The sequence below is a fragment of the Janthinobacterium sp. 67 genome (genome assembly GCF_002797895.1).
GTDB lineage: Bacteria > Pseudomonadota > Gammaproteobacteria > Burkholderiales > Burkholderiaceae_D > Janthinobacterium.
The window spans coordinates 2,539,569-2,563,412 of sequence record NZ_PGES01000001.1 but is presented as its reverse complement, the minus strand read 5'-3'; the positions used below and the strand labels follow the sequence as shown (position 1 = coordinate 2,563,412).

26 protein-coding genes are annotated in these 23,844 nt (G+C 63.3%); 16 read left to right on the top strand and 10 right to left on the bottom strand.

The features are described 5' to 3' along the window. The first annotated feature begins 170 nt into the window (after positions 1 to 170). Together CLU90_RS11505 and CLU90_RS11500 are read left to right on the top strand one after the other, a co-directional pair. Positions 171 to 530 carry a KGG domain-containing protein gene (locus tag CLU90_RS11505; RefSeq protein ID WP_034750907.1) on the top strand — a complete coding sequence of 120 codons (360 nt, stop codon included), beginning with the start codon at positions 171 to 173 and terminating at the stop codon, positions 528 to 530. A 224-nt stretch (positions 531 to 754) separates the two neighbouring features. Next, complete coding sequence (locus CLU90_RS11500; RefSeq protein ID WP_034750581.1) at positions 755 to 1,021, top strand: hypothetical protein; 267 nt, start codon at positions 755 to 757, stop codon at positions 1,019 to 1,021. 113 nt (positions 1,022 to 1,134) lie between these two features. Here CLU90_RS11500 and CLU90_RS11495 read toward each other — a convergent pair whose 3' ends face one another. Continuing rightward, positions 1,135 to 1,632 carry a pyridoxamine 5'-phosphate oxidase family protein gene (locus tag CLU90_RS11495; RefSeq protein WP_034750577.1) on the bottom strand — a complete coding sequence of 166 codons (498 nt, stop codon included), beginning with the start codon at positions 1,630 to 1,632 and terminating at the stop codon, positions 1,135 to 1,137. Positions 1,633 to 1,894: 262 nt separating this feature from the next. Between CLU90_RS11495 and CLU90_RS11490 the strand changes: the two genes are divergently transcribed. The 5 genes from CLU90_RS11490 to CLU90_RS11470 are packed head-to-tail and all read left to right on the top strand — an operon-like array spanning position 1,895 to position 6,366. Further along, on the top strand, positions 1,895 to 2,548 hold the full coding sequence (locus tag CLU90_RS11490) for a PepSY-associated TM helix domain-containing protein (RefSeq protein ID WP_100427968.1): 654 nt from the start codon (positions 1,895 to 1,897) through the stop codon (positions 2,546 to 2,548). Between the two features lie 26 nt (positions 2,549 to 2,574). Continuing rightward, the gene (locus CLU90_RS11485) at positions 2,575 to 3,090 is read left to right on the top strand and encodes a DUF2271 domain-containing protein (RefSeq protein WP_070221103.1); all 516 of its coding nucleotides are present in this window, start codon (positions 2,575 to 2,577) and stop codon (positions 3,088 to 3,090) included. A 10-nt stretch (positions 3,091 to 3,100) separates the two neighbouring features. Then, positions 3,101 to 3,925 carry a DUF4198 domain-containing protein gene (locus CLU90_RS11480; RefSeq protein ID WP_100427967.1) on the top strand — a complete coding sequence of 275 codons (825 nt, stop codon included), beginning with the start codon at positions 3,101 to 3,103 and terminating at the stop codon, positions 3,923 to 3,925. Between the two features lie 26 nt (positions 3,926 to 3,951). Further along, positions 3,952 to 4,989 carry an FAD:protein FMN transferase gene (locus tag CLU90_RS11475; RefSeq protein ID WP_100427966.1) on the top strand — a complete coding sequence of 346 codons (1,038 nt, stop codon included), beginning with the start codon at positions 3,952 to 3,954 and terminating at the stop codon, positions 4,987 to 4,989. A 12-nt stretch (positions 4,990 to 5,001) separates the two neighbouring features. Beyond that, positions 5,002 to 6,366: a sulfite reductase subunit alpha gene (locus tag CLU90_RS11470; protein ID WP_100427965.1), complete on the top strand. Its 1,365-nt coding sequence runs from the start codon at positions 5,002 to 5,004 to the stop codon at positions 6,364 to 6,366. 15 nt (positions 6,367 to 6,381) lie between these two features. Here the strand turns inward: CLU90_RS11470 and CLU90_RS11465 are convergent, their stop codons facing one another. From CLU90_RS11465 to CLU90_RS29285, 7 genes are all read right to left on the bottom strand, one after another. Beyond that, positions 6,382 to 7,611, bottom strand: a complete 1,230-nt coding sequence (locus tag CLU90_RS11465; protein WP_100427964.1) for a DUF2325 domain-containing protein — start codon at positions 7,609 to 7,611, stop codon at positions 6,382 to 6,384. A gap of 39 nt (positions 7,612 to 7,650) precedes the next feature. After that, positions 7,651 to 7,977, bottom strand: a complete 327-nt coding sequence (locus CLU90_RS11460; protein ID WP_100427963.1) for a hypothetical protein — start codon at positions 7,975 to 7,977, stop codon at positions 7,651 to 7,653. Positions 7,978 to 8,062: 85 nt separating this feature from the next. Beyond that, the gene (hemP, locus tag CLU90_RS11455; RefSeq protein ID WP_034750559.1) at positions 8,063 to 8,260 is read right to left on the bottom strand and encodes a hemin uptake protein HemP; all 198 of its coding nucleotides are present in this window, start codon (positions 8,258 to 8,260) and stop codon (positions 8,063 to 8,065) included. Positions 8,261 to 8,510: 250 nt separating this feature from the next. Then, entirely contained in the window at positions 8,511 to 9,317 is an 807-nt protein-coding gene (locus CLU90_RS11450) for a Crp/Fnr family transcriptional regulator (protein ID WP_034783488.1), read from the bottom strand. A 337-nt stretch (positions 9,318 to 9,654) separates the two neighbouring features. Further along, positions 9,655 to 10,299 carry a response regulator gene (locus CLU90_RS11445; protein ID WP_100427962.1) on the bottom strand — a complete coding sequence of 215 codons (645 nt, stop codon included), beginning with the start codon at positions 10,297 to 10,299 and terminating at the stop codon, positions 9,655 to 9,657. A 141-nt stretch (positions 10,300 to 10,440) separates the two neighbouring features. Continuing rightward, entirely contained in the window at positions 10,441 to 10,908 is a 468-nt protein-coding gene (locus tag CLU90_RS11440; protein WP_092710636.1) for a universal stress protein, read from the bottom strand. Further along, the gene (locus tag CLU90_RS29285) at positions 10,890 to 11,171 is read right to left on the bottom strand and encodes a hypothetical protein (protein ID WP_157808808.1); all 282 of its coding nucleotides are present in this window, start codon (positions 11,169 to 11,171) and stop codon (positions 10,890 to 10,892) included. Before CLU90_RS29285 ends, CLU90_RS11440 begins: the two co-directional genes overlap by 19 nt. 203 nt (positions 11,172 to 11,374) lie before the next feature. Here CLU90_RS29285 and CLU90_RS11435 point away from each other — a divergent pair, with 203 nt between their 5' ends. Together CLU90_RS11435 and CLU90_RS11430 are read left to right on the top strand one after the other, a co-directional pair. Continuing rightward, the gene (locus CLU90_RS11435) at positions 11,375 to 12,229 is read left to right on the top strand and encodes a protein phosphatase CheZ (RefSeq protein WP_100427961.1); all 855 of its coding nucleotides are present in this window, start codon (positions 11,375 to 11,377) and stop codon (positions 12,227 to 12,229) included. After that, complete coding sequence (locus CLU90_RS11430) at positions 12,229 to 14,115, top strand: chemotaxis protein CheA (protein WP_100427960.1); 1,887 nt, start codon at positions 12,229 to 12,231, stop codon at positions 14,113 to 14,115. The genes CLU90_RS11435 and CLU90_RS11430 overlap by 1 nt, the downstream gene beginning before the upstream one ends. 64 nt (positions 14,116 to 14,179) lie before the next feature. On the opposite strand, the gene CLU90_RS11425 is transcribed toward CLU90_RS11430, so the two are convergent. Both CLU90_RS11425 and CLU90_RS29280 read right to left on the bottom strand, forming a co-directional pair. After that, the gene (locus CLU90_RS11425; RefSeq protein ID WP_157808807.1) at positions 14,180 to 15,310 is read right to left on the bottom strand and encodes a S41 family peptidase; all 1,131 of its coding nucleotides are present in this window, start codon (positions 15,308 to 15,310) and stop codon (positions 14,180 to 14,182) included. Positions 15,311 to 15,344: 34 nt separating this feature from the next. Continuing rightward, positions 15,345 to 15,641, bottom strand: a complete 297-nt coding sequence (locus CLU90_RS29280) for a hypothetical protein (protein WP_157808806.1) — start codon at positions 15,639 to 15,641, stop codon at positions 15,345 to 15,347. Here CLU90_RS29280 and leuC point away from each other — a divergent pair. The 7 genes from leuC (at position 15,640) to truA (ending at position 23,830) form a co-directional block, all read left to right on the top strand. Then, positions 15,640 to 17,043 (top strand): 3-isopropylmalate dehydratase large subunit, encoded by a 1,404-nt coding sequence (gene leuC, locus CLU90_RS11420; RefSeq protein ID WP_092710622.1) that lies wholly within the window; start codon positions 15,640 to 15,642, stop codon positions 17,041 to 17,043. The two genes, CLU90_RS29280 and leuC, sit on opposite strands and share 2 nt — an antisense overlap. A 130-nt stretch (positions 17,044 to 17,173) precedes the next feature. Continuing rightward, complete coding sequence (locus CLU90_RS11415; RefSeq protein WP_010400408.1) at positions 17,174 to 17,296, top strand: lipoprotein; 123 nt, start codon at positions 17,174 to 17,176, stop codon at positions 17,294 to 17,296. A gap of 51 nt (positions 17,297 to 17,347) precedes the next feature. Then, positions 17,348 to 17,995 (top strand): 3-isopropylmalate dehydratase small subunit, encoded by a 648-nt coding sequence (gene leuD, locus CLU90_RS11410; RefSeq protein WP_046685799.1) that lies wholly within the window; start codon positions 17,348 to 17,350, stop codon positions 17,993 to 17,995. 10 nt (positions 17,996 to 18,005) lie between these two features. After that, the gene (leuB, locus tag CLU90_RS11405; protein WP_092710619.1) at positions 18,006 to 19,076 is read left to right on the top strand and encodes a 3-isopropylmalate dehydrogenase; all 1,071 of its coding nucleotides are present in this window, start codon (positions 18,006 to 18,008) and stop codon (positions 19,074 to 19,076) included. Between the two features lie 45 nt (positions 19,077 to 19,121). Continuing rightward, a complete protein-coding gene (gene asd / locus CLU90_RS11400) occupies positions 19,122 to 20,249 on the top strand; it encodes an aspartate-semialdehyde dehydrogenase (protein WP_082127896.1) in 1,128 nt (375 codons plus the stop codon). 244 nt (positions 20,250 to 20,493) lie between these two features. Further along, a complete protein-coding gene (locus CLU90_RS11395; RefSeq protein WP_232731166.1) occupies positions 20,494 to 22,953 on the top strand; it encodes a FimV/HubP family polar landmark protein in 2,460 nt (819 codons plus the stop codon). 46 nt (positions 22,954 to 22,999) lie between these two features. Beyond that, positions 23,000 to 23,830 carry a tRNA pseudouridine(38-40) synthase TruA gene (gene truA, locus CLU90_RS11390; protein ID WP_175539216.1) on the top strand — a complete coding sequence of 277 codons (831 nt, stop codon included), beginning with the start codon at positions 23,000 to 23,002 and terminating at the stop codon, positions 23,828 to 23,830. The last annotated feature ends 14 nt before the right edge of the window (positions 23,831 to 23,844 follow it).

Sequence of the window (23,844 nt, the reverse complement as noted above, 5' to 3'; positions counted from 1 at the left end):
TACACTACCGTAGGCGGGACTCATCCTACATGCGCTCTTGCCATCCTCCTATTTCTTGTGGCCCATGCGCGCACTAAGATGACGGTTCCCTTGCCATGCGAGGGGGAAGATTTGCATGGTTTGCATTGTTTTTTGCATTGTTTCTGATTCCATCGATCAAGGAGATCATCATGGCCACATCGAGCGACAATAAACAGCAAGGTAATAAAACCAGTAGCAGCAGTAGCGGCGGCAACAAGCAAAGCGATACCAGCAAACGGGGTTTCGCTTCCATGGACCCCGCCCAGCAGCGTGAAATCGCCAGCGAAGGCGGACGTGCCGCGCATGAAAAAGGCACGGCCCATGAATTCACGTCGGAAGAGGCACGCCGCGCAGGCAGCCAAAGCCACAAGAACGATGCCAACCGGCAAAGCGCTTCCAGCTCCAGCGGTTCGCGCGACAATGCCAGCATGAACCAGGATGGCGGCCGCGACAGTGGCAACAAGCAAAGCGGCGGTTCGGGTTCCAGCTCGGGGTCGCGCAACAAGTAGTGTCTGGTAAGCACTAGCATGGCCCTGGCCAGCGGCAAGCAGGCACGCCGCTGGCCAGGGCCACGCTTGTTTGGCTACCGCTGGCGACCACAAATTTTTGATGCAATGCAGCAGGCATGGACTATGATGAAATAGCGCCGGCCACGGCGCACGCGCCGTCAATTTTTAACGCGCAGTCAATTTTTATTTACTCATGCACTCACGTACTCACGACCAGGGAGAAGATGATGGGCAACTCCACTACGCCGCAGCCCGGCAATAGCCAGGGTGGCGCGCCGTCCATGGCAGGCAACAAGCAAAGCACGGCCGACTCGGCCGAAAACTTTGTGCTGGTCGATAGCGAGCAAGGCCTCGATATCGGCGACGATCTGTTTTCCATCGGCGAAGTGCGGCGCGCCGACCGCTTGCCCCATCACCAGTCCGGCGCCGCAGGCCAGAGCCGGCAGAGCGCCGACGATGCGCCCGACACCACGGGCACTACGGGCGTGTGAGCTTTCCATCCTGACTTTCTGATCATCCCCGCAAGGCCAGCCGCAGATGTGTTCGCGCATGCCGGCTGGCCATTCCCGCATGCGCACTCCTTCTTAAAAATAAGCTGGTGTTGCTACAGATCGACCCGGCCGTGTTCGCCCATATCCTTCGGCGGCTCGCCCGTGATGGCGGCCTTGGCCATTTCATAGAATTGCATCATCTTGCTGGCGCTGCTATCCCAGTATTCGGCCGACTGTATCGTCACCTTGATCAGCGACAGCTTCGGATCGTCGAGTCCGCCCGGGAACCAGGCTTTCACCAGCGGGTTCCACAATTCCTCCGCCTTGGCGCGGTCTTTCAGCAGCTGCGCATGGCCGCAGACGGAGACGTACAGGCTGTCGCCCGTGTCGACAAAGCTGACGTTGACTTGCGGATTGTTCGGCAAGTCGCGCGTGTAGGCGGCATCGTCCGAGACAAAAAACCAGATTTGCCCTTCGCTGTCGACCTGCTGCTGCGTCAACGGCCGGCTGGTGAGCGTGCGCATGTCGTCGCTCGTGGTCAGCATGCCGAATTTGACGTCCTTGATCTTGGCCGCGATGCTGGCCAGTTGTTCGCTGGAATACTGTTGCATGGGATGCTCCCTTGGTGGTTGTCCTGAACAACAGCATAGGCGGGCGTGGCAGTCGGTTCTGTACGGCAGCTTACGTAGCAGGCCAGCTTTGTTTCAAAGCTGTTACAAAACGCCGGCCCGGCGGGCGCCCCATGTCTTGACTTAATAAATGATAATCATTATCATTTGTTTGAAAATATCAGCATACACTTTGATTGAAGGATGGGAATGAAGCACACTGACTTGTCGCGCCACCTGGCCCGCTCCTTGCCGGAAGCGGACCATGAATAGTGCGGGCGCCGCCGACAAGGCCAGGAACAATGCCAGCCGCGCCGTCTGGCTGAAGAATCTGCACCAATGGCACTGGATCAGCTCGGCGCTTTGCCTGCTGGGCATGTTTCTGTTCGCCATTACGGGCATCACCCTCAACCACGCCGGCCAGATCGAAGCGAAGCCGGCGATCACGCGCCAGAAGGCCGAGCTGCCGGCGCCCCTCGTCACGGAACTGGCCGCCTATGCCGCCAGGCACGATGGCGCCAATGCGCCCATGCCGGCTGCCGCCGAAGCCTGGCTCCAGCAGCAGTGGTCGCTTAATGCGGGCGGGCGTCCCGCCGAATGGTCAAGCGACGAAGTGTATTTGCCGCTGCCCAAGGCGGGGGGCGACGCCTGGGTGCGCATCGGCCTGGAAGACGGGGCCGCCGAATATGAATTGACGGACCGGGGCTGGGTGTCCTGGCTCAACGATGTCCACAAGGGCCGCAACACGGGCGTGGCCTGGAGCTGGTTCATCGATATCTTTGCTGGCGCCTGCATCGTGTTTTGCCTGACGGGGCTATTGATTTTGAAGTTCCATGCGGCCAACCGGCCATTTACCTGGCCGATGGTGGGCCTCGGTATCCTGATACCTTGCGCGATCGCCTTGCTGTTTATCCACTGATGTTTTTTCCTTTTTACAGGCACACCATGAAATTACGCTACTCCCTGGCGCTTGGCCTTCCCCTGATCGGTACGTCGGCGATGGCTGCCGACCTGTCCCTCAAGATTGAACTGCCGCAATTGAACGTGGCGGAATACCACCGTCCTTACGTGGCGGCGTGGCTGGAAACGGCGGACCAGAAGGTCGTTGGCAACCTGGCCGTGCTGTATGACGTGAAAAAGAAGGACAAGGCTGGCGAGAAATGGCTGAAGGACATGCGTCAATGGTGGCGCAAGAGCGGCCGCGACCTGGCCATGCCCGTAGACGGCGTCAGCGGCGCCACGCGCGCGCCCGGCGAACATACCCTGACTTTCCCTGGCGCCAAGGCCTTGCTCGACAAGCTGCCGGCCGGCGAATACCAGGTGGTGGTGGAAGCGGCGCGCGAAGCGGGCGGACGCGAACTGGTGCGCGTGCCGTTCCAGTGGCCGCTGAAATCGGCCCAGTCCGTGCCTGGCAAGGGCAAGGAAGAACTCGGCAATGTCGTCGTCCAACTCAAACCATAAGGCGCACATCATGTTCAAGCAATTCAACAAATCCCTGATCGCCGTGGCCCTGGCCGGCCTGGCCATGAACGCCCACGCCCACCGCGGCTGGATGGTGCCATCGAGCACGATGGTGGAAAGCAAGGACGCCTGGGTGACGGTCGATGCGGCCGTGTCCGACGGCCTGTTCGAGATCGACCACCAGCCGCTGCGCCTGGACGCGCTGCAGGTGATCGGTCCGGACGGCGCGAAAGTCACGCCGGCGAACACGGTTACGGGCCGTTTGCGCAGCGTCTTCGACGTCAAAATGGAAAAGCCGGGCACGTACAAGGCAGCCATCGTGTCGCAAAACGTCATGGGCAGCTACAAGCTCAATGGCGAGCAGAAGCGTTTCCGTGGCAACGAAGAGACGTTCAGGAAGGAAGTGCCGGCCGACGCGCAAGAGCTGAAAATCACGCGCACGGCAGCGCGACTGGAAACCTTCTTCAGCAATGGCGAAACGAGCACGGAAGTGTTCAAGCCGACCGGCGTGGGCCTGGAATTCGTGCCCGTCACGCATCCGAATGACTTGCGCGCGGGCGAGAAGGCCACGTGGCGCTTCCTCGTCGACGGCAAGCCGGCGGCGAACCAGGCGTTCAGCCTCGTGCCAGGCGGCGTGCGCTACCGTGGCGTGCTCGGTGAAATTCGCCAGAGCACGGATGCCAAGGGCGAGATCACGTTTACGGTGCCGGCGGCCGGCATGTATTACCTGAGCAGCACCTGGCCAGCGGCCGCACCGGCCGTGGCTGGCCAGCCGCCGGTGATGCCCGAGCGCCGCATGACGTACGCGGCCACCGTGGAAGTGTTGCCGCAGTAAGCGGCGGCATCGTCACGAGAGCGCCGATGCGCCGGGTCCTGCTGCCGCAGCATATTTCCGATCAGGCCGCGCCCTCCGGCGCCGTGATCCGGGACTTGCGTGGCTTGTCGATGGGCACCAGCTGGTCGGTGCGCCTGCTCGAGTCCGCCATGCCGGGACGCGCGGGCAGCGCCGACTTGCAGCAGGGCTTGCAGCAGCAGCTGGACCTGGTGGTGGCGCAAATGAGCCACTGGAGCGACGAGTCCGACCTGGGCCGCTACAACCGGGCCGAGCCGGGCAGCTGGCACAGCCTGCCCGCCGCATTTTGCGAGGTGCTGGGCTTTGCCATGCACGTGTCGCAAGCATCGGGCGGCGCGTACGACCCGTGCGCGGGCGCGCTTGTCAACCTGTGGGGCTTTGGTCCCCGCAAGCGTTATGACGAGCCCGGTTTTCTTCCGCCCAAGCACGACACCGTGGCCCTGTTGCTGGCGCAGCGCCAGCGCCGCCGCCTGGAACTGGACTTGCCGGCCCGCCGCGCACGCCAGCCGGGCGGCTTGCAGCTGGATCTGTCCGCCGTCGCCAAGGGCTATGGCGTGGACCGCCTGGCCCGCTACCTGGACAGCCAGGGCATCCAGCATTACCTGGTCGAAGTGGGCGGCGAGCTGCGCGGCGCCGGCAGCAAGCCCGACGGCCAGCCGTGGTGGGTCATGCTGGAACAGGTCGATGGCGCCGATAGTGCCGATGATGCGCGGCATCCGGCGGAAATGCTGCTGGCGCTGCACGGCTTGTCCGTGGCGACGTCGGGCGACTACCGGCGTTTCTTCGAGGACGGCACGGTGCGTTTCTCACACACGATCGATCCGCGCAGCGGCATGCCGATCGCCAATCAACTCGCTTCCGTCACCGTCGTGCACGAGCAATGCATGGCGGCCGACGCCTGGTCGACGGCCCTGACCGTGCTGGGTGCCGAGGCCGGCATGGCGCTGGCCGAAGAGCAGGGCCTGGCCGCGCGCTTCCTGCAGCGCGACGGCCACGGCTACCATGAAACGCTGAGCAGCCACATGCTGGCCATGCTCGACGAATGAACGATTAATTCCATGATTTTTACGCACGATACGACGCGGCTGGCCTTGCTGGCCGCCCTGTCCCTCAGTTATGCGGGCGTGTGCCTGGCGCCCTGGCTGCGCGCGCGCGCCAAGCGCCGCACGTCCGATGCGGCCAAGGCGGCGCTGGCCAACAGTCCCGCCTGGCTGGTGGCGTATGCGAGCCAGACGGGCAATGCCGAGGAACTGGCCACGCAAACGGCGCACAGCCTGCAGCTGGCCGGCATCCCCGTGCGCCTGTGCGCGCTGGCCGAAGTGACGGCCATCGACCTGCAGCAGGCCGAGCGGGCCCTGTTCCTGGTCAGCACGTATGGCGAAGGCGACGCGCCCGACAATGCGGCCGCCTTCATGGGCCGCTTGATGACGGGCGAGATTGCGCTGTCGCAATTGCATTATGCCGTGCTGGCCCTGGGCGACCGCAGCTATGGCCAGTTCTGCGGCTTCGGCCGCGCGCTCGACGCCTGGCTGGCGGCGCAGGGCGCGTCGCGCCTGTTCGAGCGCATCGAAGTGGACCGCAGCGCCAGCGCCGCCATCGAGCAATGGTTCCAGCACCTGAGCCACCTGGCCGGCACCAGCGACGCACCCGACTGGAGCGCGCCCGCGTTTGGCGACTGGCGGCTGACGCAGCGGCGCCTGTTGAATCCCGGCAGCGCCGGCGGCGCCATCTATCACGTGGAACTGGCGCCCGTGGCCGGCAGCTTGCCGGAGTGGCAGTCGGGCGACCTGGTGCAGGTGACGGCGCCCGCCGACCCGTCGCAGCCGCGCGAATATTCGATCGCCTCGATCCCGCGCGATGGCGGCGTGCACTTGCTGGTACGCCAGCATGCGCATCCCGATGGCAGCCTGGGCCTGGCCTCGGGCTGGCTCACGGCGCAGGCCAAGGTGGGCGACGTGGTGCAGCTGCGCTTGCGCCAGCACCGGCGTTTCCGTCTGGAAGACAATGCCCAGCGGCCATTGATTTTGATCGGCAACGGCAGCGGCATCGCCGGCTTGCGCGGGCATTTGAAAAGCCGCGTGCTGGCAGGGCAGCGGCGCAACTGGCTGATCTTTGGCGAACGCAATGTGGCCCACGATTTCCATTATCGCGACGAGATTGAAGGCTGGCACGCCAGCGGCGACCTGCCGCGTCTGGACCTGGCGTTTTCGCGCGACCAGGCTGAGCGGACCTACGTGCAGGACCGTCTGCGCGGCAATGCCGATGAAGTCAAGCTGTGGCTGGAACAAGGCGCGGCCATCTATATTTGCGGCAGCCTGGCCGGCATGGCAGGCGGCGTCGACCAGGCGCTGCAAGAGATACTGGGCCGGTCCGCACTCGACGCGCTGGCAGCCGAAGGGCGCTACCGGCGCGACGTGTATTAGTCAGGAAGGGGCTGCTTAGGGCAGGGTGGCGGCCTGCGGTGCCGCTTCCATTTCCCCGCTCACTTCCTGCAAGCCGCGCGCCAGGCTCGAGATGCTGGGGTTGTCGATGAAGACGCAGCGCTTGCCCGTGCGCTTGCAATAATCCTTCACGCGCCAGTAGGCGCTGTGGCTGATGCAGCCCGTCTGGCAAATCACCAGGTCGGCCGCAGCCAGGCTCGAGTCGAGCAGGTTGGCATTGTCTTCCAGGCCGCCGTCGTGGTGGGCGAACTGCGCGCCGACCCGCTCGATCAGGGCGCGGTAAGTGGCGACATTGCCGCTGCGTCCGCCCACGCACAAGACGCTTTGATCGACGAGGCGGATCGGCATCTTCAGCTTGCCGCCCGTCGGCACTTCCAGCTTCGGCGCCGGTGGCGGCGCGACAGCGGCCGGGCGCGGCTGGGCCTGTTTCAATTCCGCGATTTGCTGGCGCAATTCCTTTTCGCGCTCGTCCATTTGCGCCAGGCGCTCGACCAGGCGCGTGCGCGATTCCAGCGCGGGGATGGCGGCCTGCAATTGCGCCAGTTCCGCGCGCAAGCCATCGATGACGCTGTCCTTGCCGATGGCCTCGGCACGCGTGCGCAGCAGCACGGCTTCCTGGCGTTCCAGCTCGCCCGTCTTTTCCATCAGTGCTGCCTGGCTGCGTTGTTGCAGCTTGGCCAGTTCGTGTGTCAGGCGCGCGTTTTCTTCCTGCAAGGCCGTAAATTTGCCCATGTCGGCGCGCACGCAGGCGCCGGCCTGGTGCTGGATCATGTGCAAGTCGCGGCACATCTGCTCTTCCAGCTCGGCATCGCAGCGCGGGTGCGTCAGGCCGGCCCAGAAAGCGCCCGACACGTCGCCGTTGGCGACGGCCGTGCGCCACAGTTGCGCTACCTGTTCCGTCGTCTTGGCGCCGCGAAAGCGCAGGATCACGGGAGCGTAGCGGCGTTCGAGTTCCTTTTGCAGCGCTTCGGACAGGCGGTTGCGCGCGCCGCATTCCGTCACGGCGCCCACGTGCACTTCGTAGTCGTCGGCCAGCACGCGCCCGCCCGTCATCTTGCCCACCAGTTTACGCAGGTAGCCCAATGGCAAGCCCACACCGACCAGCGGACAATGGCAGGTGTGCGACAGTTCCCACAGCCGGCGGCGGCGCGAAGCGAGCGCCGCCGTTTCCGTGCCGGCGTGGGCGCAATTGCTGATGACGGGCAGGGACTGATCTTTGTCACACATGGCGGTATCCTGTTGGGCGGCGGGGAGGTTGAAGAGGAATTATTGCGGCAGGGGCGAGGCAGGGCGTTTGGCGCTCAGCATGCGTGCCAGGCGCTCCAGCAAGGTGGTCTTCGGCGGCGTGGGCTGGTGCAGTGCCACGAGGGCGGCCCATTGCTGCGACAGTTGCTGGCAAGTCGCTTGCAGCACGGGGCTCAGGCCGGGCGAGCCGGCCAGCGCTTGCAGATGGCGTTCGATGACACCGGCCAGTTTCTCGCACGGACTGCCCGCATGGTAGTGCGACATCAGGTGCAGCACGGCCGACAGCAGCAATTCAGGCTGTTGGTCTTGCGGGGAAGGAAACATCGGGGAAGGTCGGTCGTGCGCCATCAAACACTCCTGTGCGGTGGTTTGGCTGGCTGCGCGCACGGGGCGCGACTGGCTGGCGAGTGTGGTGACTGGCTGCCGTGCTGCTTCAGGCAGTCAGGATCAGCTTGTTCAATTGGGTGACGCGCAGGCGATAGATCTTGCCGCTGTGCTCAATCTCCACTTCGCGGCCCTGCTGCAGCAGCGCTTCGCTGGTGATGCGGCGCGCAGGCTGGGCCATGCTGACGGGAGGACGGACGTGGGCGGTAGCGGCATCCTGGATCAAGGCTGGTTTTGAGCTTTGCATGTTGGGCTTTCTTTATCTCAGTTGAGAATGATTCGTATTTGCATTATTGTTGAATGTGGCCCGAAAAGCAAGGTTTATTTGTAGGGAATCCGCGCTTTTTTATGACGGCACGGCACCTTCGACGAGGAGGTCGTACAAAGGCGGCCGCTGGCGCGGCACGGAGGGGGAGGCGGCAGCAAAAAAGACCCGGCAAGGCGGTGCGCGCCTTGCCGGGTCAAGCCTGTGCCAAGCTGGAAGAAAGCGGGGTGACTTAAATAGTGGCCAGCAATTGCGCCGAGGCGGTGGCCGCCGCCGTGGTGTCGGCCTTGAGCTTGGCGGCGGCCAGCTGCTTGGCGCGCGAGCGCGAGGGCGGCAGGCGGCGCAGGGTTTTCAGGGCGTCCGGATCCTTGATGCCGATGGTGCGCTGGTCAACCGTGATCAGGCCGATTTCATTGAAGGCGGACAAGGTGCGGCTCACCGTTTCCAGGGTCAGTCCCAGATAGCTGCCGATTTCATGGCGCGTCATGCGCAGGTTGAACAGCTTGCTCGAGTAGCCCATCTGCGCGAAGCGGTCGGCCAGCGAGACGAGGAAGCGCGCCACGCGGGCTTCGGCGCTCAAGGCGCCCAGCATGCCGATCATTGCCTGTTCGCGCACCAGTTCGCGGCTCATCACGCCGTACATGACGTTTTCCAGTTCCAGGTGCACGCGTCCCAGCGCCGTCAATTTCTTGAACGGCAGCAGGATCAGGTCGCAGTCGGACAGCGCCACCGCTTCCGAGGAGTAATGGCGCGAGTGGATGCCGTCGACGCCCAGCATGTCGCCCTTCATGGGAAAACTTAATACCTGTTCATTGCCGAATTCATCGATGAGCACGGTTTTCAGGAAGCCGGAATTGACGATGTACAGGGTGTCGAACGGCTGGCCGATGGTGTGCACGCGCTGGCCCGTCTTGAATTGCACGTGCTGGAACAGCAGTTCGTCGGCGGCGATGGTGCAGGCGCTGGAGATATGCAGCAGGTCGCACACCTCCTTCAGGTTCGACCAGAGCCGCCCCTGGCGCTGGCGCCCTGCTTCCATCGAGGAGGAGGGGGCCAGCGATGGGGCGGCAGCGCGGGTTTCGGGCGTTTGCGTGGACAGCATGTTCATCTCCTGGTGACAGGTAGTTCAGAGTTGAATGACGGGGTGTGCAGGACGGCGGGCAGGGAAGGGGCGGCGCGCGTCCAGGCAGGTAAAGCTCGATTCGCTGACGACTTGCTGTGTGATGAAATAACTTCCCAGCAACTTGATTACTGGTTTCAGTATGCCAACAACCGTATCCAATTAATATCAGCAGTGGCTGAATATGGCAGTAGGAGCTGCGGTAGGTGAAGTAGGATTGTTCCTACGGTCGATGCGCGGGCGCGCGCCGCCGTGCTCAAGTCTTGAAGGGGGATAAGAGGCGGTGCGCAACGGCGTACTGCACCATTTCCGACAGCGAACTCATGCCCATCTTTTGCATGATGCGCGTCTTGTGTGTACTCACCGTCTTGACGCTCAGGTGCAGGTTGTTGGCGATTTCCGTGATCGACTTGCCCGCCACCAGCAGGGAAAAGACTTCGAACTCGCGGTCCGACAGCTGTTTGTGCAGCAAGCTTTCATTCGGCATCATGATGTTGAGCACGAGCTGCTCCGCCACTTCGGCGCTGATGTAGGGACGCCCCGACGCCACCTTGTGGATGGCGCCCACGAGCTGGGTGCCCGCGCTTTCCTTGGTCAGATAGCCTTGCGCGCCGGCGCGGATGGCGCGCACCGCATATTGTTCTTCCTCGTGCATGGTAAGGATCAGGATGGCCAGCTTGGGTGCTTCGCTGAGAATTTGCCGGATCAGGTCGACGCCGCTGCGGCCCGGCATCGACAGGTCGAGCAGCAGCAGGTCGAAGCCGCCCTGGCGCACGTGATTGAGCACCTCGAAGCCGTCGATGGCCTCACCCACGATATCGATGTCCGGCGCGCCGTCAAGGATGCGCTTCAATCCTTCTCGCATGATGGTGTGGTCGTCGGCAATCACAATACGTATCATAGGCGTGCAATCTGCAGGGGTGTCCGTCACCGGACTATCAAATGTTGAGAGGCGAAAAACGTTGTCATTTTAACTGAAATGGCCGCACGTTTGCCGTTTAATGCAGCTGCCGGCAGCGGCGGCCCTGTGGCATGTACCCCCTTATTTCGATGGGGGTTCCTTGATCAGCCTATGCACGAGCACCGGCAATTTCGAGTGCGACAGTACCTTGTTGGTCACGCTGCCGAGCAGCAGTTGTCCCCAGCCGCTGCGGCCATGCGAGCCCATGAAAATCAGGTCGCAATGCTGCAGTTGCGCCACTTCCACGATTTTCAGGGCCGGGCTGTCGGAAAAGGCCGTCAGGCCCGTCGCTTCCAGGCCCCGCTTGGCGGCCGCGTCGAGGATGGGCTGCCAGTGGTCGGCGCCCGCCTTGCGCATGGCGATGCGGTATTCCTCCTCGCTGGGATAGCTGGGCGGAATGATTTCGATGTATACCGGGTACTGGTATTCGGGTGCGACGTACACGGCAAGGATGTCGGCGTGCATTTGTTCGGCAAAGGCAACGCCGGCACAGGCCGTCAAGTTGGAGACGGTGGAGCCGTCCGTGGCGATCAGAATTTTCTTATACATGGCAGATCCTTTGACGGTGACTGAGCGCCCGCAACGCCTCTTATTGTAGACGCGGCGGCAGCATTGTATTCATGTAAAGACTTGATAATTATCAACACAACTGCACCTTCAGTATAGACAACATTGGCAGAAAGATCGTGTTTAGCTGCAACGATGTCCGCACGGCGCTGTTGTACCGGTTCCCGGAAGCAGGATTTCTTGCGCGGCGCGTGGTCTTGCACGCACGCCAATGGTAGTATTTCAAAATACAACAGCAGGAACACTTATTTCCTGGCGGAAAAGCTCTTGTGGATCAGCTTTGCACCAGGAAGCGCGTTTTGAGATTTACCAACAGGGCGGCGCCCTGCTACACTCGCACCATCGCAGCGGTATTGCCTCAAATCATCTTAATCGAGAAATTGTGGGTATCAGTCTGTAAAACGCACAGTTCAGGCGGAATTTTGACAAATTATGGAGAAGCAGGGATATGACCAACGCCGCTGATGATTTCGATGCATTATTCGATGAAGTATCTGCGCAAAGTGCGGCTGCGGCTCAGCCCGCGCCTGCCGCGCCCGCTCCCGCCGTGATTGCGGAAGACGATTTCGACGCGCTGTTCGACTCCGTGTCGGCCAGCGCCGCCGTGCCGGCAGCCGCCGCAGCCGAAACGCCAGCCGCGCCGGAAGCGGCGTCCGCGGCCAGCGCCGACGCGTCTGGCGACGCGGCCGACCCCGTCGACCAGTCCGACAAGCCGATGTTCGAGCGCCTGGGCGGCATCGTGCGCCTGCTGCACGATTCGCTGCGCGAACTGGGCTACGACAAGGCGTTGACGGAAGCGTCGTCGCAAATCGTCGACGCCCAGGACCGCCTGGAATACGTCGCCACCCTGACGGAACAGGCCGCCAACAAGGTCCTGAACACGCTCGATGAAGGCATGCCGGCGCAAGACGTGCTGTCGAAGAAGGCCAAGGACATGGACGGCCGCTGGACGGCCCTGTTCGACGGCAAGCTGAGCCTGGAAGAATTCAAGGCCCTGGCCGGCGACTCGCGCCAGTTCGCGCAAGCCGTTGCCGAAGCAACGGAAGCGGAAAAAGCGCGCTTGCTGGAAATCATGATGGCGCAGGACTTCCAGGACATCACGGGCCAGCTGATCAAAAAAGTGGTCAACATCACCAAGACGGTGGAAAACGAACTGGCCCAGCTGCTGCGCGACAACGCGCCGGCCGAAGTACGCGAGAAACTGGCGCAAAAGCCGGTGCCGCTGATGCAGGGCCCGTCCGTGCCATCGGTGGCGCTGGACCAGGATAATGTAGACGACCTTCTTGCGGATTTGGGATTCTAATGGACGATATGCTCAAGGATTTCGTCGTCGAGGCGATGGATCTTGCAGTTAATGTTGAAGAGCACTTATTGCGCCTCGAGCGCGATCCTGACAACAAGGAAACACTGAATGCCGTGTTTCGTTCCTTCCACACCATCAAGGGCGGCGCCGGTTTCATGGGCTTGCCCGCGCTGGTGGCGGCCTGCCATCTGACGGAAAACCTGTTCGACGCCTTGCGCACGGGCGCCGCGCCCGTCACCCCGATCGCCATCGAGGCGGCGCTGCAGGCGTCCGGTTTCGTGGCCGACCAGCTGACGGAACTGGCCAATGGTTCCGCGCCGGAAAGCTTGCCGGCCATGCCGGAAGAGCTGGAACACATCCTGACGAACGCCATCGAAGGCAAGGGCATGGATGCGCCTGCGCCTGCCGCCGCCGTGGTGGCGGAAGTGGCCGTGCCCGTTGTCGAGACCGTCGAAGTTCCTGCTGCGGCGCCTGCCGCCGCCGTGTCCACCGCCAGCGCCGATGGCCTGGACTGGGAAGCCATGTACAACGCCGTCGTGCCGGCCGCTAGCCAGATCGCCGCCGCACCCGTGTCCGCCGTCGCCGCTGCGCCTGCCGCCGTGGCCGCCGCGCCTGCCGCTGCCGCCGCCAAACCGGCCGCCAAGGCCTGGGATGGCAACGAACGGCGCGAAGAGCGTCCGGAAGTGCGCCATGCCGCGCCCGTCAAGGAAGACAGCATCCGCGTCGACGCCGTCAAGCTCGACGCGTTGCTGGAAGTGGCCGGCGAATCCGTACAGGCCGCCAACCAGGCCGCCGTGCTGCTCGAGCGCTTGCTGCAATTCAAATTCGAAGGCCAGGCCGCCACCCTGATGGCGACCCTGGCGGAAACCCTGGAACGCGCTTCGCGCTACTCGACGGAACTGCAGCGGGCCACCCTGGCCACGCGCATGCAGCCCGTCGGCCGTCTGTTCCAGAAGTTTCCGCGCCTCGTGCGCGAACTGGCGAAAGACCTGGGCAAGGATGTCGAGCTGACCATCGAAGGCGCGGAGACGGAAGTCGACCGCGTCGTCGTGGACAGCCTGTACGATCCGCTCGTGCACATGCTGCGCAACTCGCTCGACCATGGCGTGGAATCGCCGGAAGCGCGCCTGGCCGCAGGCAAGCCCGCCAAATCGTATATTTCACTCAAGGCATGGCAGGAAGCGAACAGCGTCATGATCGTGCTGCAGGATGACGGCAAGGGCATGGACCCTGTCTTCCTGCGCAGCAAGGCCCAGCAAAAGGGCTTGATCAGCGAAAACGCGCAGTTGAGCAACGACGAATGCTTCCAGCTGGTGTTCCTGCCGGGCTTCTCGACCAAGGAAGTCGCCTCCAGCGTTTCCGGGCGCGGCGTGGGCATGGACGTGGTGAAGACGGCCGTGGAGAAAAACCGCGGCGCCATCCACATCGAATCCATGCTGGGCAAGGGCACGAAGTTCGCCATCCGCCTGCCGATCGAACTGTCGATCGTGCCGACCATGCTGGTCTCGACCTCGGGCGCCGCGCTGGCGCTGCCGATGGCCGTGGTGCAGCGCGTCGTCGAATTGCCGGAAACCTTCATGGAAGTGGGCGGCGCGCCCGTGCTGAAAGACCAGGGCCGGCCATTGCCCGTGCGGTCGCTGGCCGGCTCGCTGGGCTACGAATCGTGCAGCGAGCGCGTCGGCATTGTCGTCGCCGCGCCACAGCCGTACATTCTGGCCGTGGAAGCCGTCGATGGCACGGCCGACCTGGTCATCAAGCCGATGACGGCCATCACTGTGGAAGGCATCACGGGCACGGCCCGCTCGGCCGAAGGCGAGCTGGTGCTGGTCGTGGGCCTGTCGTTCCTGATGGATGGGTGCCGGGGTAGCGTGCGTTTAGCTGCCTGAGGCTTGCTTGATTCGTTAGAAAGCCCGCTAGATATAGCGGGCTTTTTTAATGGCGCCAGCGGTGTCAAATATTGTCCGGGCGTAGCGTGCCGCCTTCCAGCCAGCGCTGCACGCGCAGCACTTCCTCGGCGCGGCCCACCTCGTCCTTCGGTGGCGGCAAATAGATGTCGGGCATGATGCCGGCCAGGTCCACCTGCAGTTGCGGCAGGCGGGCCGAGCGCGAGGTGGCGTATTGCAGGTGGCGCTGGCCCGACGGCAGGATGTGCAGGCGCATGTTCGAATAATCGAGTGCGCCATAGCTGTTGCGGCCGATTAATTTCACATGAAAGCTTTGCCGCGCCGCCAGCAGGAATTCCTCGCAGGAGCTGGCGCAGTCGCGGTCGACCAGTATGGCCACGCGCGCCGGCCGGCGCGGCTCCGGCGTGTCCAGGCGGGTATAGCTGATGGTGCCGCCGCTTTGCTGCGGCACGTATTGGCCAGGCTTGACGCTGCGCATCTGCGCTACGGCCTGGGCCGCAAAGGCGGTGCAGGCCTCGTCGCCGGGCGCCAGCAGCGCGCAGACTTTTTCCTGGCCATCAATATTGGCTGGCGTGGACAGCCATTCGGCGCCCATCGTGACGATTTCATCCGAACTGATCCAGGACAGCAGCGGCGTATACGTGCTGTCGCTGCCGCCGCCGTTGCGGCGCACGTCGAGTATCCAGTTGGGACGCGCCGCCAGGGCCGCGCGGTGCGTCTCGAGCAGGCTGGCCATGGCGGCCCGGTAGCTGCCGTGAAAGCTGGGCAAGGTCAGCAGCACAGTCGAGTCCGACAATATCTGCAGCGCCGGTGCCTTTGATGGCGCTGCCTGTCCCGGTGCGGCGGGGCGCGCCGGCGCCGGTTTGGCGATATCGAGCGTGCTGCCTGGCTTTACGTGCAGGTGGCCCTTGCGCCACGTGCGTGCATAGTTTTCCAGGATCGCATCGCAGGCCTTGCCATCGGCTGCGTTGGCCGCCGCCGTGGCGGCCGTGGCCAGCGCCAGGTCGAAATATGCCTGTCCCTTTTGTTCCAGGTGCTGGCGCGCGCCCGTGTCGTTTTCCAGCAGGAAGGGCGCCATGGCGCGCAAGTCCTGTACGCAGGTGTCTCCCGGCGTGGCCGCCGCCGCATGGCTGCCGGCCAGGGTTAGGGCGGCCAGCGCCAACAAGTTCAGTTTCATCGAAGTCCCCTGTGTGATGGCGCGCATGCGCCGGTCATGATTGTTGAAACACAATACACGAAAGGTTGAGGAAAAAACATGTATTTCTGTCGCCGCCGTCAGTCCTTCGGCAGGCCGCGCGCGGATGGGCTTGTAATGCCGCAGGCAAGCCAATATCGGCAATTTTCAGCTCATATCCAACAATGCCGCCAAACTTTGTATCGCCAATCCCACGATTTTGCCTGTTTCGGTTCTGTGCCGCGCAATATATGGCATAATCCTCGTGGATCACCGTATGACCTGGTATCACTTGATCACTTACTACAGGCTGTGGCAACGCTGCATAAATCATGATGAAGACGCTTTACGACAAACTCTGGGAATCCCACGTTGTTCGGGCCGAAGATGATGGCACGACAATTTTGTACATCGACCGGCACCTGCTGCACGAAGTCACCAGCCCGCAAGCCTTCGATGGCCTCAGCGTGGCGGGCCGCCAGCCGTGGCGCATTTCCGCCAACCTGGCCGTGGCCGACCATAACGTGCCCACCACCAGCCGGGTCGACGGCATTGCCGATCCGGTCTCGCGCCTGCAGGTGGAAACCCTGGACAAGAACGCCAAGCACTACGGCTTGACCTACTTCAACATGAACGACAAGCGCCAGGGTATCGTGCACGTGATCGGCCCCGAACAGGGCGCGACCCTGCCCGGCATGACGGTCGTCTGCGGCGATTCGCACACGTCCACGCATGGCGCTTTCGGCGCGCTGGCGCACGGCATCGGCACGTCCGAAGTGGAACATGTGCTGGCCACGCAAACCTTGCTGCAAAAGAAATCCAAATCCATGCTGGTGCAAGTCGACGGCGCATTGCCTGCCGGCGTGACGGCCAAGGATATCGTGCTGGCCATCATCGGCAAGATCGGCACGGCCGGCGGCACGGGTTACTGTATCGAGTTCGGCGGCTCGGCCATCCGCGCGCTGTCGATGGAAGGGCGCATGACGGTGTGCAACATGGCCATCGAGGCGGGCGCGCGCGCCGGCATCATCGGCGTGGACGACACCACCATCAATTACGTCAAGGGCCGTCCGTTTTCGCCGGCTGGTCCTCACTGGGAGCGCGCCGTGGCCTACTGGCGCACCCTGCATTCGGACCCGGGCGCCCGCTTCGACCTCGTCGTCACCCTCAATGCCGCCGACATCGTGCCGCAAGTGACCTGGGGCACCTCGCCCGAAATGGTGACGGGCATCAATGGCCGCGTGCCCGATCCCGACCTGGAAAAAGACAGCGTCAAGCGCGATGCGATGGAAAAGGCGCTCGTCTACATGAACCTCAAGCCGAACACGGCCATCGAAGACATCCGCATCGACAAGGTCTTCATCGGTTCCTGCACCAATTCGCGCATCGAGGATTTGCGCGCCGCCGCCGCCGTGGTGCGCGGCAAGTACCGCGCCTCGAACGTTACCCTGGCGCTGGTCGTGCCCGGTTCCGGCCTCGTCAAGGACCTGGCCGAGCGCGAAGGACTGGACCGCATCTTCAAGGATGCCGGCTTCGAATGGCGCGAGCCGGGCTGCTCCATGTGCCTGGCCATGAATGCGGACCGCCTCGAGCCGGGCGAACGCTGCGCTTCCACGTCGAACCGCAACTTCGAAGGCCGGCAAGGGCAGGGCGGCCGTACCCACCTGGTGTCGCCAGCGATGGCGGCCGCGGCGGGCATCGCCGGCCACTTTGTCGACGTGCGGGGATTGCGATGAATTTGGGGTCAGACCCGCCGGGGGAATTTTTCCAGTGGAAAAAATTCCGATCCGTAGGACTGACCCCAGCATCTGCCGGTGGTTTACACTAACGGAATTTGCAACCATTAGCACATAGACCGAAATCATCATGAAAAAACTCTTCGCCCTCCTCATCGCCACCGTCATCCTGTCTGGCTGCAACACCGTCTCCGGCATCGGTCGCGACGTGCAGAAAGTCGGCCAGGTTGTCACTGGCGCCGGCGGAAAATAAACCGTGACGTGCGGGCGCCCTGCGCCGCGCGTCTTACCGAGTAGAAACAGCATGGATAAATTTACGATTTACGAAGGCCTGGTGGCCCCGCTGGACCGCGCCAACGTCGACACCGACGCGATTATCCCGAAGCAATTCCTGAAATCGATCCACCGCAGCGGCTTCGGCCCCAACCTGTTCGACGAATGGCGCTACCTCGACCATGGCGAACCGGGCCAGGACAACAGCCGCCGCCCGCTGAACCCCGAGTTCGTGCTCAACGAGCCGCGCTACCAGGGCGCTTCCATTTTGCTGACGCGCAAGAACTTCGGCTGCGGTTCCTCGCGCGAACACGCGCCGTGGGCCCTCGATCAATATGGCTTCCGCGCCATCATCGCGCCATCGTTTGCCGACATCTTCTTCAACAACTGCTACAAGAACGGCTTGCTGCCCATCGTGCTGTCGGAAAGCCAGGTCGAGCACCTGTTCAATGAAGTCAAGGCTTTCCCCGGCTACAAGCTGGTGGTGGACCTGGAGCAGCAGTGCGTGCGCACCAGCAATGGTTCCGTGTCGTATCCATTCGAGATCGACGCCTTCCGCAAATATTGCCTGATGAATGGCCTCGACGATATCGGCCTGACCCTGCGCCACGCCGACGACATCCGCGCCTTCGAAGAACGCCATTTGAACAATCAGCCCTGGCTGGCCAACGTCATCTAAAGATCACTCCATGAAAATTGCAATCTTACCCGGCGACGGGATCGGTCCTGAAATCGTCGCGCAAGCCGTCAAGGTCTTGAACGTGCTGGGCGAATCGTTCGAGCTGGAAACGGCGCCCGTGGGCGGCGCCGGCTATGCGGCCCATGGCCACCCCTTGCCGGAAGGTACCTTGGCCCTGGCGAAAGCGGCCGATGCCGTGCTGTTCGGCGCCGTCGGCGACTATAAATATGACAACCTGGAGCGCCAGTTCCGTCCGGAGCAAGCGATCCTGGGCTTGCGCAAGAACCTGGGGCTGTTCGCCAACCTGCGTCCGGCCATTTTGTATCCGGAACTGGCGGGCGCCTCGACCCTGAAGCCGGAAGTGGTGTCCGGCCTGGACATTTTGATCATCCGCGAATTGACGGGCGACATTTATTTCGGCCAGCCCCGCGGCGTGCGCGAGTGCCCGGATGGTCCGTTCAAGGGCCAGCGCGAAGGTTTTGACACCATGCGCTATGCGGAAGGCGAAATCCGCCGCATCGCCCACGTGGCGTTCCAGGCTGCGCAAAAGCGCGACAAGCGCCTGACCAGCGTGGACAAGGCGAACGTGCTGGAAACGTTCCAGTTCTGGAAAGACATCGTCACCGACGTGCACAAGGAATACCCGGACGTGGCGCTCGACCACATGTATGTCGATAACGCGGCCATGCAACTGGTGCGGGCGCCGAAGAAGTTCGACGTCATGGTGACCGGCAACATGTTCGGCGACATCCTGTCCGATGCGGCCGCCATGTTGACGGGCTCGATCGGCATGCTGCCGTCGGCCTCGCTGGACGCCAACAACAAGGGCCTGTACGAACCATCGCACGGTTCGGCGCCCGATATCGCGGGCAAGGGCATCGCCAATCCGCTGGCGACGATCTTGTCGGCCGCCATGATGCTGCGCTATTCGCTGAACCGCGCAGAGCAGGCGGACCGGGTGGAAGCCGCCGTCAAGCAAGTGCTGGCGCAGGGCTTGCGCACGGCCGACATCCACGAAGCGGGCACGACTTTGGTCGGTACCGAGGCCATGGGTGATGCAGTTGTAAAAGCACTGGGATAAAATAGTCTAATGACGGCAGTCGCCGTCTCATCTTGAGGAATGGTAATGAAATTAGTTGGCTTGGTAGGTTGGCGCGGTATGGTCGGTTCGGTCCTGATGCAACGCATGCAGGAAGAGGGCGATTTCGCCCACATCGAACCGGTGTTTTTCACCACTTCGAACACGGGCGGCTCGGCGCCGGCCATGGCGAAGAATGAAACCATCCTGAAGGATGCCAACAACATCGCCGAACTGTCCAAGTGCGACATCATCATTTCCTGCCAGGGCGGCGACTACACGAGCGCCGTCTTCCCGCAGCTGCGCGCCAGCGGCTGGAATGGCTACTGGATCGATGCGGCCTCGACCTTGCGCATGGAAAAAGACGCCGTCATCGTGCTCGACCCCGTCAACCTGCACGTCATCAAGGATGCGCTGGGCAAGGGCGTCAAGAACTATATCGGCGGCAATTGCACCGTCTCGTGCATGATGATGGGCCTGGGCGGCCTGTTCCAGCACGATTTGATCGACTGGATGACGTCGATGACCTACCAGGCGGCATCGGGCGGCGGCGCGCAGCACATGCGCGAACTGCTGACGCAGTTCGGCACCATCAACGGTTCCGTCAAGGCGCTGCTGGACAATCCCGCTTCCGCCATCCTGGAAATCGACCGCCAGGTGCTGGCTACCCAGCACGGCTATTCCCCGGACGAAATCAAGCAGTTCGGCGCGCCGCTGGCCGGCAACCTGATCCCGTGGATCGACAAGGACCTGGGCAACGGCCAGTCGAAGGAAGAGTGGAAGGCGGGCGCGGAAACGAACAAGATCCTCGGTCGCGGCATCGATTTCGGCACCAAGGAAATTCCCGTCGACGGCCTGTGCGTGCGCATCGGCGCCATGCGCTGCCATTCGCAAGCCTTGACCATCAAGCTGAAAAAAGACGTGCCGCTCGATGAAATCAACGACATCATCGCCAGCAACAATGAATGGGTGAAATTCGTGCCGAACACGCGCGAAGCGTCCGTGCGCGACCTGTCGCCGGCGGCCGTGACGGGCAGCCTGACGATTCCCGTCGGCCGCGTGCGCAAGATGAGCATGGGCGGCGAATACCTGTCCGCGTTCACCGTGGGCGACCAGTTGCTGTGGGGCGCGGCCGAGCCGCTGCGCCGCATGCTGCGTATTTTGCTCGACGCGTAATCGCCACAAATTGCTGATCAAGATCAAGCCGGGGTTGTTTTCCCGGCTTTTTTTTCGTCCCGAGCCCGTCAAGGCTCAACCATGCGGAGCTTGCATAGCTCTGGGCATGATGATATGTTGATACCTCTGGAAAAGTAACAGTTTTCCCATGTCAACTAAGATGCCGCCAACTATGCCTGTACACACTCGTCCCCGGGTCGCCTCCCTTGCCATTAAAACACTCAGCAGCGCTGTCGCCTGTGCGGTGTTGTTGTCACCGGCGGCATCCGCAGCCGAGCTGGGCAAGATCACGGTGCTGTCCGCCGCCGGCCAGCCGCTGCGCGCCGAGGTCGAATTGTCGGCCGTCAAGCCAGGCGAGGCGACCAGCCTGCTGGCCAAGCTGGCGCCGCCGGACGCCTACCGCCAGGCCAACGTGGAATTCAATCCTGCGCTGAATGCCTTGACGTTTGCCGTGGAAAACCGCAATGGCAAGCCCTTCATCCGCATCAGTTCGGCGCAGCCGGTGGCCGAACCGATGGTGGACCTGCTGCTGGAACTGAGCAGCAAGAGCGGCCGCCAGGTGCGCGAATATGCATTCGTGCTCGACACGCCCGAAGCGCGCCAGACGCGCGGCGCGCAAGTGACGGCGCCAGTCGAGCCAGGCAAGGCCAAGCCGGCTGCCGCGGCCGCCGATGCTGCGCCGAAAAAGGCGGCAGGCGAGTACAAGGTCAGGACGGGCGATACGCTGAGCCGCATCGCCAGCGAACTGAAGCCGGCGGGCGTCTCGCTCGACATGATGCTCGTCGCCCTGTACCGCGCCAATCCCGACGCCTTCAGGGGCGAGAACATGAACCGCATGCAGGCCGGGCGCATCCTGGCCGTGCCGGGCGCGGACTCCGTGCGCGCCACGGGCGCGGCCGAAGCGAAGAGTATCGTGACGGCGCACGCCATCGATTTCGAAGCCTACCGCAACAAGCTGGCGGGCCAGGTGTCGCAAAGCAAGCCGGCCAAGGCGGCGGAAGCGACGCAAAGCACGGCCGGCAAGATCGGCGCGACCAAGGTGCAGGAAAAGCCGACGGCCGTGAGCGAGTCGCAAGACAAGCTGAAACTGTCGAAGGCGGAGCCGGCGGCCAAGTCGGCCGGCAAGAGCGCCGTCGCCAGCGAGGAAGACAAGATCGCCAAGGCGAAACAGGTCGATGAAGCGGCGGCCCGCGTCAAGGAGCTGGAAAAGAACGTCAGCGACCTGGAAAAGCTGATGGCGGTCAAGAACAAGGCCATGGCCGACAAGAGCGCTCCCGCGCCCGCCAAGCCGGCCGAAACCGCCGCCAGTGCATTGGCAAGCTCGCCGGCTGTTGCCAGCGTGCCAGCCGAGGCGCAGCCGCCCGTCCCGAAAGCGAAACCGGTGCCGCTGGCGAAGAAACCGTCGCCGCTGGAACCGACCATCACCGACAAGATCAATGACCACCTGGGCGCCATCGGCATCGGCATCGCCGCCTTGCTGGCCGCCGTGGCGGCGCTGGTGGTCGCGCGCCGCCGCAAGGACGTGCCGCCGCCCGCGCCAGAGAGCGTGGCCCCCGTCTTCGAACCGGAAGCGCCCGTCGCGCCGCCAGCCGGCCTGGCGCCGGAAGACCAGCAGTCCGAAGCGAGCAACCACCTGTTCGGCACGGGCACCGTCGCTGCCGGCGTGGCTGCCGCGGCGGGCGCCAGCATGCTCGACGCGAATGAAACGGACCCGGTCGCCGAAGCGGACGTGTATATCGCCTACGGCCGCGATGGCCAGGCGGAAGATATTCTCAAGGAAGCTTTGCGCATCCATCCGGAACGCCATGCGGCCCGCCTGAAGCTGCTGGAAATCTATTCCGCCCGCAGCGACGTGCGCGCGTTTGAAGACCAGGCCAGCGAACTGTACAGTTTGACGCGGGGTCAGGGCGAAGAGTGGCCGCAAGCGGCCGCGCTGGGCCTGGCGCTCGATCCCACCAATCCCCTGTATGGCGATACGGAAGACGACGCCGTCGTCAGCCTGAGCAAGGGCGCCGGCGACGACTTGCATGGCCAGAGCATGGACTTGCCCGACGAGCCGCCAGCACCGCCGGCCGAGCCGGTGTCCTCCGTGACGGCCCGCGATGCGCGCGATCCCCTCGATTTCGACCTCGACAGCCTCGATTTCGAGCCCGTCACCACCGGCGACCCGATCGTCATGCCGGGACCGGACAGCAAGCCGGTCTCCGCCGCGCACGATGCGCACTATGACGCCAGCATGGATTTCGGCCTGGACCTGGAGCCGCCTGCCGGCCCCGTCAATGGCGTGGGTGCCGGCCTGGCGCCGCTGCCTGATCCGCTGAAGGATATCGACCTGGCCCATTTCGACCTCGACGAGCCCGTGGCGCCGGCTGCCGCGCCGGTCGCGGCGGCCGAGCCTTCCATCGACAGCCTGTTCGACGATGCGCAAACGCCAGCGAGCTTGCCAGAAGCCATGCCGCCGGCACAGGAGTTCGACCTGTCCGGCATCGACCTGGACCTCAACGACGGCAAGACGGCCAGCGTGGGCGTGGACGACCCGCTGTCGGCCATCCACATGGAAATGGATACCAAGCTGGACCTGGCGATCGCTTACCAGGAAATCGGCGACAAGGAAGGCGCGCGCGAGCTGATCGATGAGGTCATCAAGGGCGGTAGCGAAGAGCAGGTCGCCAAGGCGAACACAATGAAGGCGCTGCTTAGCTAGCAATGCCCGCCGGCGCGGCAGGCTGTCGCGCCGGTATAATGCTTCGATGCAAAATATTACGACAGCAACGCCATTGAAGCGCATCGTCCTCGGCCTGCAGTACGACGGCACGGCCTGGCATGGATACCAGAAACAGGAAGACGGGCAAACGGTGCAGGACCAGCTGGAAAACGCGCTGGAGCAGTTTGCCCGCGTGCGCCTGGCCACCACCTGCGCCGGCCGCACGGATACGGGTGTGCATGCGCTCGAGCAAGTCGTGCACTTCGATACGGAACTGAGCCGCGACGTGCACTCGTGGGTGCGCGGCGTCAACGCCTTCCTGCCCAAATCCATCGCCGTGCGCTGGGCCAGGGAACTCGAAGGCGACCCGACGGTCAACGATTTCTTCCACGCCCGCTTCAGCGCCCGCGCGCGCACCTATCATTATGTGTTGTACAACAACGCCACCCGTTCGCCACTGGTGGAAGGGCGCGCCGGCTTCTTTTTCCGTCCGCTGGACGTGGAACTGATGCGCCAGGCCGTGCAGCCGCTCTTGGGCTGGCACGACTTCACGGCCTTCCGCGCGGCGCAATGCCAGGCCAAGTCTCCCGTCAAGCTCATGCATGACATCCGCATCGAGCGGCGCGGCGATTGCGTGATCTTTACGATAACGGCCAATGCCTTCCTGCACCACATGGTGCGCAACCTCGTCGGTTCGCTCGTCTACATCGGCACGGGGCGCGAAAAGCCGGAATGGCTCGGGCACTTGCTGGAAAGCAAGGACCGCCACGCGGCCGCGCCCACCTTCATGCCGGACGGCCTGTACCTGGCGCAGATCGATTACGATCCGAAGTGGGCATTGCCGCAAGACAGCAGCAGTGCCTTGCCCTGGTTCTGACGTTTACTTCAAGG

What these genes read in the sequence shown, in the direction of transcription:
- CLU90_RS11505 (WP_034750907.1), top strand. Translation starts at nt 171, where the DNA reads ATGGCCACATCGAGCGACAATAAACAGCAAGGTAATAAAACCAGTAGC.
- CLU90_RS11500 (WP_034750581.1), top strand. Translation starts at nt 755, where the DNA reads ATGATGGGCAACTCCACTACGCCGCAGCCCGGCAATAGCCAGGGTGGC.
- CLU90_RS11495 (WP_034750577.1), bottom strand. Translation starts at nt 1,632, where the DNA reads ATGCAACAGTATTCCAGCGAACAACTGGCCAGCATCGCGGCCAAGATC.
- CLU90_RS11490 (WP_100427968.1), top strand. Translation starts at nt 1,895, where the DNA reads ATGAATAGTGCGGGCGCCGCCGACAAGGCCAGGAACAATGCCAGCCGC.
- CLU90_RS11485 (WP_070221103.1), top strand. Translation starts at nt 2,575, where the DNA reads ATGAAATTACGCTACTCCCTGGCGCTTGGCCTTCCCCTGATCGGTACG.
- CLU90_RS11480 (WP_100427967.1), top strand. Translation starts at nt 3,101, where the DNA reads ATGTTCAAGCAATTCAACAAATCCCTGATCGCCGTGGCCCTGGCCGGC.
- CLU90_RS11475 (WP_100427966.1), top strand. Translation starts at nt 3,952, where the DNA reads ATGCGCCGGGTCCTGCTGCCGCAGCATATTTCCGATCAGGCCGCGCCC.
- CLU90_RS11470 (WP_100427965.1), top strand. Translation starts at nt 5,002, where the DNA reads ATGATTTTTACGCACGATACGACGCGGCTGGCCTTGCTGGCCGCCCTG.
- CLU90_RS11465 (WP_100427964.1), bottom strand. Translation starts at nt 7,611, where the DNA reads ATGTGTGACAAAGATCAGTCCCTGCCCGTCATCAGCAATTGCGCCCAC.
- CLU90_RS11460 (WP_100427963.1), bottom strand. Translation starts at nt 7,977, where the DNA reads ATGGCGCACGACCGACCTTCCCCGATGTTTCCTTCCCCGCAAGACCAA.
- hemP (WP_034750559.1), bottom strand. Translation starts at nt 8,260, where the DNA reads ATGCAAAGCTCAAAACCAGCCTTGATCCAGGATGCCGCTACCGCCCAC.
- CLU90_RS11450 (WP_034783488.1), bottom strand. Translation starts at nt 9,317, where the DNA reads ATGGAAGCAGGGCGCCAGCGCCAGGGGCGGCTCTGGTCGAACCTGAAG.
- CLU90_RS11445 (WP_100427962.1), bottom strand. Translation starts at nt 10,299, where the DNA reads ATGATACGTATTGTGATTGCCGACGACCACACCATCATGCGAGAAGGA.
- CLU90_RS11440 (WP_092710636.1), bottom strand. Translation starts at nt 10,908, where the DNA reads ATGTATAAGAAAATTCTGATCGCCACGGACGGCTCCACCGTCTCCAAC.
- CLU90_RS11435 (WP_100427961.1), top strand. Translation starts at nt 11,375, where the DNA reads ATGACCAACGCCGCTGATGATTTCGATGCATTATTCGATGAAGTATCT.
- CLU90_RS11430 (WP_100427960.1), top strand. Translation starts at nt 12,229, where the DNA reads ATGGACGATATGCTCAAGGATTTCGTCGTCGAGGCGATGGATCTTGCA.
- CLU90_RS11425 (WP_157808807.1), bottom strand. Translation starts at nt 15,310, where the DNA reads ATGAAACTGAACTTGTTGGCGCTGGCCGCCCTAACCCTGGCCGGCAGC.
- leuC (WP_092710622.1), top strand. Translation starts at nt 15,640, where the DNA reads ATGATGAAGACGCTTTACGACAAACTCTGGGAATCCCACGTTGTTCGG.
- CLU90_RS29280 (WP_157808806.1), bottom strand. Translation starts at nt 15,641, where the DNA reads ATGATTTATGCAGCGTTGCCACAGCCTGTAGTAAGTGATCAAGTGATA.
- CLU90_RS11415 (WP_010400408.1), top strand. Translation starts at nt 17,174, where the DNA reads ATGAAAAAACTCTTCGCCCTCCTCATCGCCACCGTCATCCTGTCTGGC.
- leuD (WP_046685799.1), top strand. Translation starts at nt 17,348, where the DNA reads ATGGATAAATTTACGATTTACGAAGGCCTGGTGGCCCCGCTGGACCGC.
- leuB (WP_092710619.1), top strand. Translation starts at nt 18,006, where the DNA reads ATGAAAATTGCAATCTTACCCGGCGACGGGATCGGTCCTGAAATCGTC.
- asd (WP_082127896.1), top strand. Translation starts at nt 19,122, where the DNA reads ATGAAATTAGTTGGCTTGGTAGGTTGGCGCGGTATGGTCGGTTCGGTC.
- truA (WP_175539216.1), top strand. Translation starts at nt 23,000, where the DNA reads ATGCAAAATATTACGACAGCAACGCCATTGAAGCGCATCGTCCTCGGC.